Genomic DNA, 17,549 nt, shown 5'->3' on the forward strand with positions numbered 1-17,549 from the left:
CGTGGACGCCCCGTCACTGCTGCGCTGCAGTCAGTGGCGGGCGTCCGTCACCGGCAGCCCTAGTGCGGCCGGTGCCTGCTGGCACGCGGGCAGTTCCGGTACAGATTCCAAGCGTTGCCGGCCCGCGGAAGGTGCTCCGTCGGACATCACACTTTGCCGGGAAAGCCCCGCTCCGCTTGGCTCGCCGGCCCTGTTGCCTGCGATGCGATTCCCCTAAAGTGCTGCCTCTTCCAGCCGGCTATTCGTCGGACTGGCAGCTATCCGCAGGGAACAGAGCATCGTGAAACAGGGACGTAGTGTGCGCAGCCGCGCGTTGCAGTGGCGGTTGTCCGTGGGCGTGGCACTGGCCATCGTTGGCATCCCGGCACCTGTCCTGGCGCAGGCAGTGTCACCGGAGCAGGAGCTGCTCCGGCAGCAGGAGCGCGAGCGCGCGCTGCGGGAACAACAGGAATCCGCGCCGGATGTCCGGCTGCAGCCGGCCACCGAAGACCTCGGCCATCTGCCGGCGGACGAGTCGCCCTGCTTCACCATCAACCGCATCGCGCTGCAGGGTGATCTGGCCGAACGCTTCCGCTGGGCACTGGCGGCGGCCGATCCGCGCAGCGACCCTGCCACCGGGCGTTGCCTGGGCACCGCCGGCGTGGACATCGTGATGAAGCGCGTGCAGAACGCAATCATCGAGCGTGGCTACGTCACTACCCGCATTCTCGCTGCGCCGCAGGACCTGAAGTCCGGCGTGCTGACGCTCACGGTCGTGCCAGGGCGCGTCAATGCCATCCGCTTCGCCGATGGCGAAGGCCGTACACCCGCGCTCTGGAACGCGGTGCGGGTCGCGCGCGGCGAAGTACTGAACCTGCGTGACATCGAGCAGGCGCTGGAAAACCTGCAGCGTGTGCCGACCGCTTCGGTGGACATCCAGATCGCCCCCCCGGCCGATGGCGCGGCGGCCAAGCCGGGCGAGAGCGACCTGGTGATCAGCTGGCAGCAGGCACATCTGGTACGGGTCAACCTGACCCTGGACGATGCCGGCAGCCAGTCCACCGGCAAGATGCAGGCCGGTACCACGGTGTCGGTGGACAACGCGGCCGGTCTCAGCGACCTGTTCTACATCAACGTGGGCAAATCGGTGTTCAACGGCAGCGAGCGCGGCACCGACAGCTGGGCAGTGCATTACAGCGTGCCGCTGGGCGGATGGCTGCTGGGCGCCAACGCCAGCAACTTCGACTATGAGCAGACCGTTGCCGGCGCGTTCGAAAACTACGTCTACAGTGGCTCCAGCCGCAACGCCGAGCTGCGCCTGACACGCATGCTGTTCCGCAATGCGCATGCCAAGACCAGCATGTACGCGCGTGGCTGGTATCGCGAATCGGACAACTTCATCAACGATACCGAGATCGAAGTGCAGCGTCGCCGCATGGCCGGCTGGGAGCTGGGCCTGGGCCATCGTCACTTCATCGGCAAGGCGACGCTGGATGTGAACCTGGCATACCGCCAGGGTACCGGCGCCTTCAATGCGCTGCGTGCGCCGGAAGAGGCGTTTGGCGAAGGTACGGCGCATGGCCGCATCTACACCGCCGACGCGCAGCTGGTGCTGCCGATGCAATGGGGCCGCCAGAGCCTGCGCTACACCGGCAGCTGGCGAGCGCAGTGGAACCGCTCGCCGCTGGTGCCGCAGGATCGATTCTCGATTGGTGGCCGCTACACGGTGCGTGGCTTCGATGGCGAAATGTCGCTGACCGGCGAGCGCGGCTGGTTGCTGCGCAATGAACTCGGCGTGCCTCTGGGCGGCGGCGTGGAGGCCTATGTCGCCGTCGATCACGGGCGTGTCGGTGGACCTTCCACGGCGCGATTGGCGGGCGACCGGCTCACCGGCACGGCCCTCGGGCTTCGCGGCGGCACCCGCCACATCAACTGGGACGCGTTCGTCGGCAGCCCCCTGTCCAAGCCGCGCGGCTTCCAGACTGCCTACACCACGTTCGGAATGAACATGGGTGTCTCGTTCTGACGCCTGCACATGACCGGCCTGCGCTGCCTGCCGCGCGGCCAACACGATGCGGTACCGCGCAGCCTGCTGCGCATACAACCCAACAGCACCGAAAGGAATCAGCGCCGTGAACAAAATCTACCGTCTGGTCTTCAACCGTACGCTCGGGGTCATGCAGGTTGTGTCCGAGCTGGTCAACGCCGCGCACGGCGGCGCCGACAATCGCGAAGGCCGTTCGGTCAGCACGCTACGTCCGATCAGTTTCGCGCTGTGGCTGATGCTGGGGTGGGTGGGTCTGGTGCAGCCGTTGTCCGCGCAGCAGGCGCCGGCCGACCCGGGCCGAATTGCCGCAGACCCCGGCGCGCCGGCGAACCAGCGCCCGACGGTGATCACCTCGGCCAACGGCACGCCCCAGGTGAACATCACCACGCCCAGCGCTGGTGGGGTGTCGCGCAATACCTACCAGCAGTTCGACGTCGGCCAGCAGGGCGTCATCCTCAACAACTCGCGCGGTGAGGTGCAGACCCAGCTGGGCGGCTGGGTACAGGGCAATCCGTGGCTGGCTACAGGTACCGCGCGCGTCATCCTCAACGAGGTCAACAGCAGCAATCCGAGCCACCTCAATGGCTATGTGGAAGTGGCGGGTGCGCGGGCGCAGGTGGTCATCGCCAACCCGGCCGGCATCCAGGTCAATGGCGCGGGCTTCCTCAATGCCAGCCGGGTGACCCTCACCACCGGTACGCCGATCGTGAACAATGGCGTGCTGGAGGGCTATCGCGTGCAGGGCGGCAGCATCGGTGTCGGTGGCGCAGGCCTGGATACCAGTCGCGCCGACTACACCGACATCATCACCCGTTCGCTGCAGGTCAACGCCGGCATCTGGGCCAACCAGCTGCAGGCCAGCCTGGGCAGCAACGTGGTCAGCGCTGACCACAGCAGCGTGCAGCTGCAGAAGCCTGCATCTGCGGCGCCCACCTTTGCCCTGGATGTGGGCGCGCTGGGTGGCATGTATGCCAACCGCATCTGGCTGGTCGGCAACGAACACGGCGTGGGTGTGAGCAATGCCGGCAAGATCGGCGCACAGGCCGGCGAGCTGGTGGTCACCGCCGACGGCCGGCTGCAGAACACCGGCGCGATGCATGCGCAGCAGGACCTGCGCATCGACGCCAGCGCGGGTATCGCCAATGCAGGCACGCTCAGTGCCGAGCGCGAGCTGCGCCTGCAGACCCCGGCAGACGTCGATAACAGCGGCGGCACGCTCAACGCACGGCGCATCGAAGTGAATGCCGATGCGCTGCGCAACCGCGGTGGCAGCATCGAACAGCTTGGAGCGCAGGCGCTGCAGCTGCAGGCGGCCGACGTCAGCAATCTGCAGGGCCGTATCGGCAACGTGGCCAGTGCGTCGCCGGGTACCGGCACCCCTCCGGGCACGGGTACGCCGGGAACCGGAACACCGGGCACCGGCAACCCGGGCACCGGCACGCCAGGCACGGGTACTCCGGGCACCGGCTCCCCTGGCACCGGCACCCCGCCGGTCACGCCGCTCCCGTCTCTGGCAACCGGCCTGCTCAACATCGCCGGAACCCTGAGCAACGATGGCGGCCGCATTGAAGCCAGTGGTGACCTGCAGCTCAGCGCCCGCAACAGCCTGGACAACAGCGACGGCATGCTGGGCGCAAGCACCCTGCAGGTGCAGGGAGAAGCGCTGCGCAACATGCGTGGCACCCTGCAGGTCCAGGGCGCGGCCAGCGCGCAGGTGCAACAGCTGGACAACAGCGGCGGCCGCATGACCTTCGCCCGTGGTTTCGAGTTGAAGGCGCAGTCGGCGATCAATCGCGGCGGCAGCCTTGCCCACGGTGGCAGCGCCGAGACGACCTGGACGATTGGCCAGCTCGACAACAGCGAGGGCAACATCTCCAGCAATGCCGCGCACCTGGGTCTGGACATCGGCACCCTGGTCAACACGCGAGGCAGCATCAACCACGCTGGCAGCGAGGGCTTGCTGCTGCGTGCGGGGGTGCTGGATGGCGTGCAGGGCAGCATCGCCACTGCTGGCGTGGCAGGCCTGCAGCTGGGCCGTGCCGACCACCGCGGTGCGCAGCTGGTCGCCCGCCAGCTCGAGCTGACCGCACAGGACTTCGACAACCGTGGCGGCCGCGTGCTGTCCACCGGGCAGCAGGCCAGTACGCTCAACGTCCGCAATCACCTGGACAACAGCGACGGTGGCCTGCTGGCCAGCAATGCCGACCTGCAGATCGATGCAGCGTCCTTCGGCAATGCTGCCGGCACCGTGCAGCAGGCGGGCGCTGGCAACCTGCGCATTGCCACCGCCAACCTGCAGGGCCAGGGCGGCACTGTTCTCAGCAACGGCACCCTGCAGCTGCACGGCGATACCCTGAACCTGCGCAACGGCACCACCGCCGCGCAGCGCATCGATGTGCGCGCCGGCGACCTGACCACCGCCGGTGGCATGCTGACCTCGACGGGCGGCGACGCGCTGCAGCTGCAGGTATCGCGCACCCTGGACAACAGCGGCGGCACCGTCGGCGCCAATGGTGCGCTGGACATCAACGGCGGCATCCTCATCAACGATGGCGGCAAACTGATCGCCGCAGGCACCGGCACCAGCCACATCCATGCCAGCCAGCGGCTGCAGAACCAGCGCGGCCTGCTGTCCGGCAATGGCGATCTGGACATCAAGGCCGATGGCCTGCTGAACGAGGGCGGCAGCATCGATCATGCCGGCACCGGCACGCTGCAGATCGAGGTGACCACCATGCAGGGCGCTGGCGGCAGCATCGCCAGCAACGGCCATCTGCAGTTGAGCGGGCAGCAGCTGGACCTGCAGAAGGGCAACACCCGCGCCCGTGACGTCAAGATCACTGCCACGGGCCTGGACACCAGCGGCGGCAGCCTGTTGTCACTGGGCAACAACGCGATGCAGCTGCAGGTGCAGGGCCTGCTGCGCAACGACGGCGGCAGCATCAGCGCCAATGGCGCGCAGCAGGTCCAGGCGGGCGCGCTGTCCAACCGCGGCGGTGCGCTCAATTCGGCGGGCACTGCAGCGTCGCAGATCCGGGTCGACGGCACGCTCGACAACAGCGGCGGCAGCATCGCCAGCAATGCGGCCAATCTGCAGCTGAAGAGCGGCACGCTGGTCAATGCCAACGGAACCCTTAGCCATGCGGGCAGCGCCGGCCTGGTGATCGACACGGGACGTCTGGACGGGGCGAAGGGACAGATCGCCACCGCCGGTGCCCTGCAACTCACTGCGGCCGAGGTCGATCACCAGGGCGCGTCGCTGGCTGCCGCGCAGCTGGATATCACGGCGACCGGGTTGGACAACCGCGGCGGGCGCATCATCGCCACCGGCACCAGTGGCAATACACTGCGCGTGCAGGGCGCGCTGGACAACGGTAATGGCGGCACCCTCGCCAGCAATGGCGATCTCGATATCCACGCGCGTACCTTCGGCAATGCCGGCGGAACCGTGCAGCAGGCCGGTTCCGGCAGCCTGGCCATCACCACGCAGGAACTGACCGGCGCCGGTGGCACCCTGCTCAGCAACGGTTCGCTGGACCTGCAGGGCGACACGCTCGATCTGCGCGATGGCACCACGACCGCGCAACGCATCAGCATCGACGGTGACAGCGTGATCACCGCGGGCGGCAAACTGAGTGCGCTTGGCACCCAGGCACTGCAACTGCAGGCCCGCAGCCTGCTCGACAATACCGGCGGAACGCTGGGCAGCAATGGCGCCGTCGATGTACGCGCAGGCCGCTTCGTCAACGACCATGGCAAGCTGATTGCAGCGGGTGAAGCGGCCTCTGCGATCCGGGCCGCACAGCTGGAGAACCGCAGCGGCGCGATCTCTGCAAACGGCAACCTGCACATCGAGGCGGAAACACTGTCGGGCCAGGGCGGCAGCATCGGTGCTGCCAGCGCGCTGTCTCTGCAGGGCGGGTCGCTGGACCTCCGCGGCGGCAGCGTGGCGGCCGAGCAGCTCGACATCGTGGCCGACAGCCTGGACAACAGTGCAGGCGCGCTGCGCGCGACCGGTAGCGGGACGCTGGTGCTGCAGGTCAGCGGTCGGTTGGCCAATGACGCGGGCACCATTGCCAGCAACGGTGCCCAGCACATCGAAGCCGGCGAGCTCTCCAACCGTGGCGGCACACTCAGTTCGGCAGGCAGCGCCACTACCGAGCTTCAGGTAGCGGGTCTGTTCGACAACAGCAACGGCGTGCTGGCCAGCAATGGTGCGGCGCTGAAGATCGACGCTGGCAGCATGGCCAACGTCAAGGGCACGCTCAGCCACGCTGGCGCCCAGGGCCTGCTGCTGCGCACCGGGCAACTGGATGGCCAGGGCGGCACTATCGCCACCGCAGGCGGCATCACCCTGCAGGCGGGCAGCGTGGACCATCGCGGCGCCACCCTGCAGGCCGAGCGCATCGAACTGGACGCACAGTCGTTCGACAACCGGGCCGGCAAGGTCATCGCGACCGGTGCAGAGGGTAGCCGGATCGACGTGGTCGGCAACCTGGACAACGGTGAGGGCGGTCTGCTGGCCAGCAACGGCGACCTGGATGTCCAGGCGGCGGTGTTCGGCAATGCCGGCGGTACCGTGCAGCACGCCGGCGAAGGGGTGCTGTCGATCAACGCCGGAACGCTCGACGGTACTGGCGGCACGCTGGTCAGCAATGGCAGCCTGCTGCTCAAGGGCACCACCACCAACCTGCGGGCGGGTGTCACCTCGGCCAAGCGGATCGAGGTGGATACCGGCACCCTGATCACCGCCGGCGGTACGCTCACTGCGACCGGCAGCGACATGCTGAGGCTGAGCGCGCGCGAGCGCATCGACAACAGCGGCGGCACCGTATCCAGCAACGGTGGGCTGGATCTGCGCAGCGCCGTGCTGGTCAACGCTGGCGGTACGCTGCAGTCCGCTGGCACGGCGGCCAGCCAGCTGATCATCGGCCAGGACCTCAACAACCGCGGCGGCCGCATCGTGGCCAACGGCGGGCTCGGCATCACCTCCGGCAGCATCGACAACCAGGGCGGCACGCTGCACAGCGCAGCACGGCTGGTGGTCAAGGCCGATGGCCTGCTCGACAACAGCAACAAGGGCACCATCGCCAGCGGCGCGGGCATGCAGGTGGCGGCGGCTTCGCTGGACAACCGCAGCGGCAGCATCGAGCAGGCGGGCGACGGCCTGCTGCAGATCGATGCCACCACACTGCAGGGCCACGCCGGCCGCATCGTCAGCAACGGCGAGCTGCAGCTGAAGGGTGAGACGCTGGATCTCAGCGCAGGCACCACTGCCGCGCAGCAGGTCAGCATCGAGGCCGGGCAGCTGGACAACACGGGCGGCAAGCTGAACGCCACCGGCAACCAGGCGATGTCGCTGCAGGTGCGCGGCGCGCTGGGCAATGACGGCGGCACCATTGCCGCCAACGGCGCGCAGCAGATCAGTGCCGATTCGCTGTCGAATGCAGGCGGCACGTTGAGCTCGGCAGGTACGTCCGACAGCCGGATCTCCGTCACCGGCCGATTCAACAACGGTGGCGGCACCATCGCCAGCAATGCCGCCAACCTGCGTATCGATGCTGGGCAGCTGGTCAACGCCGCAGGCAGCATCGTCCATGCAGGCAAGGGCGTGTTGAACGTGCATGCCGACCAGCTGGATGGAGCCGCCGGAAGCATCGCCACGGCAGGCGCATTGCAGCTGGATGCGATGGCTGTGGACCATCGCGGCGCCACGCTCAGTGCCGATCACTTCAACATCAATGCCGACCGCTTCGACAACCAGAACGGCAAGCTGCTGGCGACGGGCACGCAGGCCAGCAGCGTGCAGGCCGCCACCTCACTGGACAATGGCGGCAACGGTCTGATCGCCAGCAATGGCGACCTGACCCTGACCAGCGCACGGTTCGGCAATGCCGGCGGCACCGTGCAGCAGGCCGGTACCGGCACGCTGGCCATCAACGCGCACACCTTGAATGGCCAGGGCGGCAAGCTGCTCAGCAATGGCGCCCTGCAGTTGACCGGCGAGACCACCGACCTGCGTGATGGCACGCTGTCCGCGGCCCGCATCGCCGTGGATACGGGCACGCTGCTCAACGCGGGCGGTTCGATCATCGCCTCCGGCACCGATGCGTTGAAGGTGTCCGCCCGCGATCGGCTGGACAACAGCGGAGGCACCCTTGCCGGCAACGGCGCGCTGGATCTGCGCAGCGCGCAACTGCTCAACAACCGGGGAACGATCCAGGCCGCCGGCAGCGGCAGCAGTACCTTGGCGATCACCCACGCGCTGGACAATCGCGGCGGCCGCATCCTGACCACAGGCAACGCAGGCATCAGCGCGGGCACGCTCGACAATCGTGGCGGCACCGTGCACAGCGATGGCAACAGCGCATTGACCGTGCGCGTGGACGGACTGCTCGACAACAGTGACAAGGGCACGCTGTCCGCGGGAGGCACGCTGCTGGCCGAGGCACAGGCCATCAACAACAGCGGCGGTACCGTGGCCGCGGGGCAGGATCTGCAGCTGACCAGTGCCGATCTGCTGCGCAACGACGGCGGCCTGGTCCAGGCCGGCAAACACCTGCAGGTCTCGGCCGGTGGCCTGAACAACAACAGTGGCCGGATCATTGCCAACGACCTGCAGCTGGATAGCCGCGGCCAGGCGCTGGACAACCGCAGCGGGATCATTGCCAGTCTTTCCGGAAATGCGGAGCTGCGCAGTGGTGCGCTGGACAATACCGGCGGCTTGTTGCAGTCGGCGGGGGCGCTCAGCATCAACACCGCGGGACAGCGGCTGACCAATGCAAGTTCCAATGGCAACGGCATCGTCAGCAGCGGCACGCTGCAGATCCGCAGCGGCGATCTCGACAATCGTGGCGGCGCCGTGTTCGCCAAGGCCGGCGCCGACGTGCAGGCCATCAACATCGACAACAGTGGCGGTGGCTCGCTGGTGAGTGCTGCTGACCTGCTGCTGCGCGCGCAGCAGCTGGCCAACAGCGGTGGCAATGTGACCGCCGGCGGCAATGCCGATATCGGCTTGCAGGGCGCGCTGCTCAACAGTGGCGGCCTCGTGGCCGCGACCGGCCGCCTCGACCTGCAGGCCAGCCATGTCGACAACCGCAATACGCTCAGCCCGGGCAATGGTCCTGTGCTGGGGTTGCAGGGCAAGACCCTGCAGGTAATCACCAGCAACCTGGACAACCAGAACGGCCAGGTGATTGCCGACAACCTGCTGCTGCAGGTGAACCAGCGCCTGGACAACAGCGGTGGCCAGGTGTCGGCGGCGCTGACCTCCGATGTCCGCGCCGATACTCTGGTCAACAGCGGTGGCACCCTGGCGGCCGGCAGGCAGCAGACCCTCCGCACCCGCGAGATCATCGGCGACGGCCGGCTGATGTCGCAGGGTGACATGACCCTGGAGCTGGGCCAGAGCCACACCAACCGCGGCGAGATGGTGGCCAACGGCACGCTGAGCCTGTCCATCCAGGGCAACCTGGACAACAGCGGCAAGCTGGCGGGCGCCAACGTCAACATCAACGCCGGCAACATCACCAACGCCGCCACCGGCGAGATCAGCAGCATCGGCCTGACCCGCCTTGCAGCGGGGGGCGCACTGGTCAACTACGGCCTGCTGGATGGCAACGTCACCCATATCACCGCCGCGTCGGTCGACAACATCGGCAGCGGCCGCATCTACGGTGACCGCGTCGCCATCCAGGCGGGATCGCTCAACAACCTCGCCGCCAACATCGGTGGCGCGGACCGTGCGGGCACCATCGCCGCGCGCCAGCGCCTGGACCTCGGCGTCGGCACGCTGACCAACAGCGGCAAGAGCCTGATCTTCAGTGATGGCGACGCCGCGATCGGCGGCGCCCTGAACGGCCTGGGCGCGGTAGGCAGTGCCCAGAAGGTGGACAACATCGGTTCCACCATCGAGGTCAGCGGCAATCTGGACCTGTCCGCACTGGCAGTGAACAACATCCGCGAGAACGTAGTCGTGGAGAAGGTCACCACCGTGCACGCGCCGGTCCGGCTGGAGCAGCCCGGCTGGTTCAAGAACGCCACCAACAACAACCGGGATTTCCGCGCGACTTCGAACTACCAGCCGTACGAGATCTACTACCTTGATCCGTCGGACATCCTCGAGGACACCCCGTATGTCACGCCGGATGGCCAGCAGATCCGCAAGGCGGTCATCCGGCTGACCAGCAACACCAGCGCCTATGCCTTTGCCCGCGGCGGCGCGTATGGTGCGCGCGCTTCACGCGAACGCCTCAACGTGCAGGACGGTACCGTCACGGTCTACTACATCGGCCGAGCCGACAACCGCAACAACCCCGATCAGCTCGGTGCGGGCGCAGAAGATCCGTTCCGCGACCTGTCCACCCGCGGTCCCGGTTCGCCGCCGGTCGAGTACGTGACCGACACCCTCAGGTACAACAACGCCTACGGCACCTGCACCACCACCTGCGTGCAGATCATCACCTATCCGGACTATGACAATCCGGACGCGACGCTGATCAACATGCAGCGCCACCCGCAGGAGACCAGCGGCAACGAGAAGACCCGCGTCGCCACCCGCACCACCGTGGAAGATGTGGTGGTCTCGGCAGGCAACAACGCCGTGATCAATGCGGGTGGCAACATGCGGATCAGCACCGATCGGCTGGAGAACCGTTTCGCCAACATCGCCGCGGGTCGCGACCTGGCCATTGTCGGCCTGAACCGTGACCAGTCCGAGGTGATCAATGCCGCCGAGCAGCTGACCCGCACCAGTACCTTCGACAACGTGTCCATCACCTACGGTGGCTCCTCCAGCCGCTGGAAGGCGGCCCCCATCACCGAAAAGACCGGCGCGTTGGGTTCGTCGATAACGGCCGGTGGCAAGCTCACCATCGATGTCGGCAACCTGCGCAACGACAACACCGGTGGCAGCAACCCCAACGCCGGTGGTGGCAAGGGAACCGCGCAGCTGGATACTGGCGGCCGCGGTGCGGGTGCGGTCGGTCCAGGCGCGGGCAGCGTGCAGGGGCCTGGCCAGAGCACCGGCCAGGGGGCAGGCAGCGTGGACGCGCAGGGGCCGGGCACGGCCGGCGCGGCGCAGGGCGCCAATGGCGGCCACCAGCAGGCGGTAGCCCAGGCCGACGGTGTGCGCGCGGATGCAGCCAGTGCACAAGGACCGGGCCAGGCCGGTAATGCCGGCACCGGTGCCGGCACGGCGCAGGACATCAGTGCGGCACAGGCCGGGCAGGCCAATGCCAACGGCCCGGGCACGGTCCGCGCTGGGGAGCACACGGGAAGTGGTGGCAACACCGCCGTGGAGGGCAAGCAGGCCACCACGACGACCGGTTCTGACCCGCGCGTGGTGGTGACCACCCGCCCGAATGCCAGTGCGCCCACGGCCAGCCTGTTCAACGTGGACGCCAACCGTGGCAGCCACATCGTGGAAACCGATCCGCGCTTTACCAGCTACCGTGACTGGCTCAGCTCGGATTACCTTCTGCAGCGCGCCGGCTTCGATCCCGCGCAGATGCAGAAGCGCCTGGGTGATGGCTTCTACGAGCAGAAGCTGGTGCGCGAACAGATCGGCGAACTCACCGGCCGCCGCTTCCTTACCGGCCACGCCAGCGACGAGGAGCAGTACCGCGCGCTGCTGGAGGCCGGTGCCACGGTGGCGAGCGAATGGGGCCTGCGCCCTGGCGTAGCGCTTACGGCCGAGCAGATGGCACGCCTGACCAGCGACATCGTCTGGCTGGTGGAAAAGGACGTCACCCTCGCCGATGGCTCGGTGGTTCGCGCGTTGGTCCCGCAGGTCTACCTGCGGGTGCTGCCGGGCGACCTTGGCAACGATGGCGCATTGCTGGCCGGCGCAGAGGTGGACGTCAAGCTGCGCGGTGACCTGGTCAACAGCGGCACGATTGCCGGCCGGCAGCTGGTCAGCATCGATGCCGGCAACATCCGCAACCTGTCCGGTGGCCAGATCAGCGGTGCCCAGGTGGGCCTGTCGGCACGGCAGGACATCGACATCATCGGCAGCACCGTCAAGGCTACCGACGCGCTGGCGTTGAAGGCCGGCGGCAACATCACCGTGGCCTCGACCACCACGGAATGGAAGGACCAGGGCGATCGCCTGTCGCAGCAGAAGACCACGCTCGACCGCGTGGCAGGCCTGTATGTCACCCATCCCAGCGGCGACGGTGTGCTGTCGGTGGTGGCTGGCGGTGACATCGGCCTCAAGGCGGCGGAGATCCGCAATGCCGGCAAGGATGGCATCACCCAGCTGGTTGCCGGCGGCAACCTGGACCTCGGCGCACAGACGCTGGGCCAGAGCAGCGCGCTGAACCACGACAGCCGCAACCACACCAGCAACAGCCAGACCACGCACGCGGTGACTTCGATTGAGGGCGCCGGCGATGTGGTGCTGGCAGCGGGCAAGGACATCAACCTGGCTGCGACCCGCATCACGGCCGATGGCGGCATGGCCCTGCAGGCCGGCGGCGATATCAACAGCCAGGTGCTGGTGGACAGCCGCAGCAGCGACTTCAATGCAGGCGGCAAGCGCAGTTCGCTGCAGATCAGCCAGAGTGATGAGACCGTGCGCGGCAGCCAGTTGCTGGCTGGCGACAACATGGTGCTGAGGGCAAACCGCGATATCAATCTGACCGCTACCCAGGCCACCAGCTCGGATGGCACGTTGAGTGTCACCGCCGGTCGCGACGTCAACCTGCTCTCGGCCAGCGAGACGCATGACTTCAGCCTGGACAGTTACGATAAGAAAAAGAAGACACTTTCGAGCACCACCACCACCCGCCATGCCGAGAGCAGCGACAGCTACGCGATCGGCACCGGTCTGATGGGCGAGAGCGTGAGCGTCACCGCCGGCCGTGACCTGACCGCGGTGGGTGCGGTAGTCGATGCCACCGGTACGGTCGTTCTCGGCGCCGGCAACAATGTGCTGATCACCTCCGCTGAAGACCATCACAGCAGCGAGTCCAGTGAGAGCAGGAAGAAGTCCGGCTTCACCGGTGGCTTCTCCAATGGCACCGCCTCGATCGGTTACGGCAGCTCGAAGAACAGCAGCAGCACTTCCGAGCAGTCGACCACCCAGGTCGGCTCGGCGATTGCCTCACGCGAAGGCAGCGTGCTGATCAACGCGGGCAACCAGTTGACCCTCTCAGCGTCGGACGTGGCGGCGGGCAAGGATCTGACCCTGGTAGGCAAGGACATCAACTTGCTTGCCCGCCAGGATACGGCGGACACCCAGTCCAGCCAGTCGAGCAAGTCCAGCGGGTTCTCGGTGGGCGTCACCTACGATCCCGCCAAGGCCTACCGCACCGCACGCGACAAGGCCACCGAAGGCATGGCCGACAGCGGCACGATGATGGGCCGGATCACGCGCACCGCCGAAGGCGTGGCGGCCGGTGTGGCCGCCGTGCTGCCGGCGATCACGGCCGGCAGCCAGCGCTCGAACAGCAACCAGAGCCACTCCAGCAGTGATGCCCGGGTCAGCAACCTCAATGCAGGCGGCAATCTCTCGCTGATCGCCAACGGCGGCTCCATCACCAGCCAGGGCGCGCAGATGTCGGCCGAGGGCGATGCTGTCCTGCTGGCCACCAAGGACATCGTCTTCGACGTCGCGCACAACACCGAGCGTAGTGGCAGCGACAGCCGTGGCAAGGGTTGGGGTATCGCCACCAACTCCGCAGGCCTGCCGTTCGGCACCAACAACTCACGCAGCGATGGCGCCGGACAGAGCGACACCATCACCGGCACGCAGCTGTCGGTCGGTGGTGGCGTGCGCATGGCCACCACCGAGGGTGATATCAGCCTGACCGCCGCCAACATCGCGGCTGAGAATGATGTCAACATCCGCGCCGCGGGCGACCTGACGATCCGTAGCGGGCAGGATACGGTCAGCAATGCCAACCGCTCGGACAGCAAGGCGATCGGCACTGTGCAGATCTCCGACACCGAGAAGTTCTCCGGCTGGCATCGCGAACAGCATCGCGATGACAGCGCGCAGGTCTCACAGGTGGCCAGCACGGTCGGCAGCCTTGGCGGCAACGTCAACCTCACCGCAGGTGGCAAGTACACGCAGAGCGCCAGCAATGTAGTGGCCGCCAAGGACGTGAACATCACCGCTGCCGAGATCGAGCTGCTGACCGCCGACGAAAGCGGTCACTACTCGCAGAGCGACAAGGATCTGAAGATCGGTGCCTTCGCGCGGGTGAAGTCGCCGCTGATCGATCTGTTGAACAACGTCGACGCCGCGCGCAAGTCCGACGATCGCCTGCAGAAGATGCAGGGACTTGCTGCTGGTGCCAATGCCTATCAAGCGGCCAGTGCCATCTCCAGCATGGCCGGCAAGGGCGGAGGCGGGGCACTGCTCAGTGCCGAGGCCGGCGTCGGCTTCAAGACCTCCAGCAGCAGTGCCGATGGCAGCAGCCAGGTCTCGCGCGGCTCCACCATCCAGGGTGGCGGCAACGTCAACCTGACCAGTACCCAGGGCGACATCCACGTGGTGCAGGGCAATCTGAGCGCGGGCAACACGCTCAGTCTGGATTCGGCCGGCGACATCCTGCTGGAAGCGGGCAAGGCGCATGTGGCCGACCGCAGCAAGAGCAGCAATGCCGGCGCCGAAGTCGGCGTGGGCGTTGCGGTGGGCGCGCAGACCGGTGTGTATGTGTACGCCGAAGCGAGCGTCGGGAGCAGCAAGTCCAATGCCGAGAGCAGCACCTGGCAGAACACCACGCTGACTGGCAAGAACATTTCGATGAAGGCCGAGGGCGATACCACGCTGCGTGGTGCCACGGCGACCGCTGATCGCATCGACGTCAAGACCGGCGGGACGCTGACCATCGAATCGCTGCAGGACATCGCCGAGAGCATGTCGAAGAACAGCCAGGTGGGCGGTCGCGTGCAGGTGTCGTTCGGTACCGCATGGAATGCTGACGGGTATGCCAGTGCGGGCAAGGCCAACGGCAGCTATCAGGGTGTTGGCCAGCAGAGCGGCCTGTTTGCCGGCAATGGCGGGTACCACGTCGATGCAGGTCACGTGAACCTGGTGGGCGGCGCGATTGCCAGCACCAATGCGGGCAACAGTGAACTGACTGCGGATTCGCTGACGTTCACCGACCTGCAGAACCACATGGACTACAAGGCCACGTCGGGCAGCATCAGTGGTGGCTTCGGCAGCAGTGGCAAGGGCCCGACGGACAAGGGTGTGGGAGCGGTTGAGCAGCTGCAAGGCATCGGCAGCAGCATCAAATCCGGAACGTTCGGCGGCGTGGATGGTGTCGCGTTCGGCGGTGGACTGCCGATGCATGAAAGTGGCAGCGACAGCTCAAGCACGCGTGCAACACTGACCGAGGGCAATATCACCATCGGCGGCAGGAAGACCACGGCGGCCGAACTTGGTGTCAATACCGATGCGGCTGCGGCACACCGTGCGCTGGAGGCGATGCCTGATGCCAACAAGATGCTGGCCGACCAGCAGGCACTGGCGAACGCAGCAGGCACAGTACTGGCCACCAGCAAGCAGATCGCATCGGACATTGGCAGCTACGGGATCAACAAGATCACCGATGCCTACCTGGAGGGTAAGAGCGCCGCAGAGAAGGAGGCCTTTGCCAACCTCAGTCCCAAGGACCAGTACACCGCCCTTGCCGGCTTTGACAGCTCTTACCCTGATGCGCTGGTCACGCAGCAGAAGTGGGCACCCGACGGTACCTATGGCCGTGCGCTCAACGCGGTCTCCACCGCGCTGGTCGGCGGCGTGGCAGGGCAGGCGGGTGGTCAGGTCATCTCGAACACACTCGCGCCCTACGCCGCTGAGCTGATTGGAAAGACATTCGATCCCAACAAGCAGAGCGCCGTCCCCAGTGAGGCGATGCAGATGCTCTCGCATGCGCTTCTGGGCGCGCTGCTTGCGGAGGCGAATGGGGGTTCGGCGGGTACCGGAGCCGCTGCTGCCGGAGGGGGTGAACTGGCAGCCAAATTCCTGGGTGACTACTACGCGCGGCAGAATGGCGGGCAGCTGACTCCGGAGCAGGAACAGCAGATCAAGGCATTGGGCCAGGCGGTCGGCGCGATGGCAGGTGGGATTGGTGGAGACGGAGCCATGGGTGCGGCGTTGGGAGCCACCATCGCCAGGAACTCCGTCGAGAACAACTATCTGAATCATGCCGAGCGCATGCAGTTCCTCGACGCCATGCTGAGCTGCATGAAGAGCGGGAAGCGTTGCGGCGAGCAGAAGGAGCTGGCAGCACTGTCGGACGCGCGCAATGCGGCACTGATTGCTGCATGTACCGCGGCTGCCGATTCGCCTGCCTGCCGCGCAGAGCAGACGAAGCTGGGTGACGCCTATTGGTCACTTACCCAGAATGATTCCGCCTATCTGCGATGGATCAAGGACAATGGCCTTGATCTGGCCCAGGCGGCACTGACGAAGGGCAATGGTGGCCAGGTCGCCTCCGATCTGCTGACGCATACGTCCTCGCTGGATGCCCGTTACAAGATCACCTGTGCAGCGGCAGGGCGCTGCGATCCATTCACCGCCGGCATGCTCGCGTTGAATGGGAAGACACAGGAGGCGGCAGCCAACGCGGCACTGAATCTGCTGTTCGACAAGGTGGGCTCGGGAGCAGGCGTGGTGACCAACGCGGGTGGAATGGTCATGGACATGGCGAAGATGAATGCCATCTACATGTCCATTGAGAGCACCAAGCAGGCCTTGAACGACTTCCAGCGCATCGGCGAAATTGGCGGCTGGGGTGTCGTGAAGGAAAAGGGTGCCGGCGCCTGGTCGTCCATTTCAGGCTACTTCGGGAACGGCTGGGATGCGGCGACCTACGAGCTGGGCCTGAACCAGAAGTGGAACCTGGCAGATGTGGCAGCAAACGGCTTCATCAAGGGCGACATGGGACTGGACGTCGCATTGGCCGTGGTCAGCCTGGGTGATGTCACCGCGATGCGGGCGGCCGCGAAGGCCAGGAAGCTGGCGGCGTTGGAGCGTGAGGCCGCCAAGGCGGATGGGTTGCCACCCATGTTGCCCGACGAGATCAAAGACCATGGAACAATTCCTCATCCGGTGAAACCGGATCCGCGTGTCGCTCAAGCGGAACGAACAAGAGTTTCAGATGCGGAAATGACAAGATTGGAAGGTCTATTCAATACAAGTTCAATTCATCCTCGAGATTTCGATGTCGTGGTAAATGGAAGAACCTTGAAGGCTGATCAGACCGTGAGTGTCGGTGCGCCTGTGTTCCCCGGCGCGTCGACGCCGGAAGTCATGGGGTATTACAAGGAGTTGGCTGGAATTGATGCGATGCCGACTGTCAAGACTATTCCCGGCAAAGGTGATGTCTACGTTGCAACTCGGCCTGACGGTTCAAAGGTTACTCTGCGAAGCTTCTCTTCATCAGCCCAGCAGACAGGCGCAGTGTGGACTATTGAAATCAGGCATCCTCTGATTAACAACAATAGAATTGTGGAGATCAAGTTCAAATGATGACTGACGCGATCAGGAATGTTCTTCATTACTCCT

The 17,549-nt window shown here is 66.2% G+C and carries 2 protein-coding genes; both read left to right on the plus strand.

Annotated features, from left to right (window positions below; all coding sequences use genetic code 11):
• Window positions 1-280 precede the first annotated feature (280 nt).
• Window positions 281-2,005, plus strand: a complete 1,725-nt coding sequence (locus EGM71_RS00520) for a ShlB/FhaC/HecB family hemolysin secretion/activation protein (protein WP_188487022.1) — start codon at window positions 281-283, stop codon at window positions 2,003-2,005.
• Between the two features lie 106 nt (window positions 2,006-2,111).
• The gene (locus EGM71_RS00525; RefSeq protein ID WP_188487023.1) at window positions 2,112-17,513 is read left to right on the plus strand and encodes a hemagglutinin repeat-containing protein; all 15,402 of its coding nucleotides are present in this window, start codon (window positions 2,112-2,114) and stop codon (window positions 17,511-17,513) included.
• The last annotated feature ends 36 nt before the right edge of the window (window positions 17,514-17,549 follow it).

The organism is Stenotrophomonas maltophilia (assembly GCF_006970445.1).
Classification (GTDB): domain Bacteria; phylum Pseudomonadota; class Gammaproteobacteria; order Xanthomonadales; family Xanthomonadaceae; genus Stenotrophomonas; species Stenotrophomonas maltophilia_AU.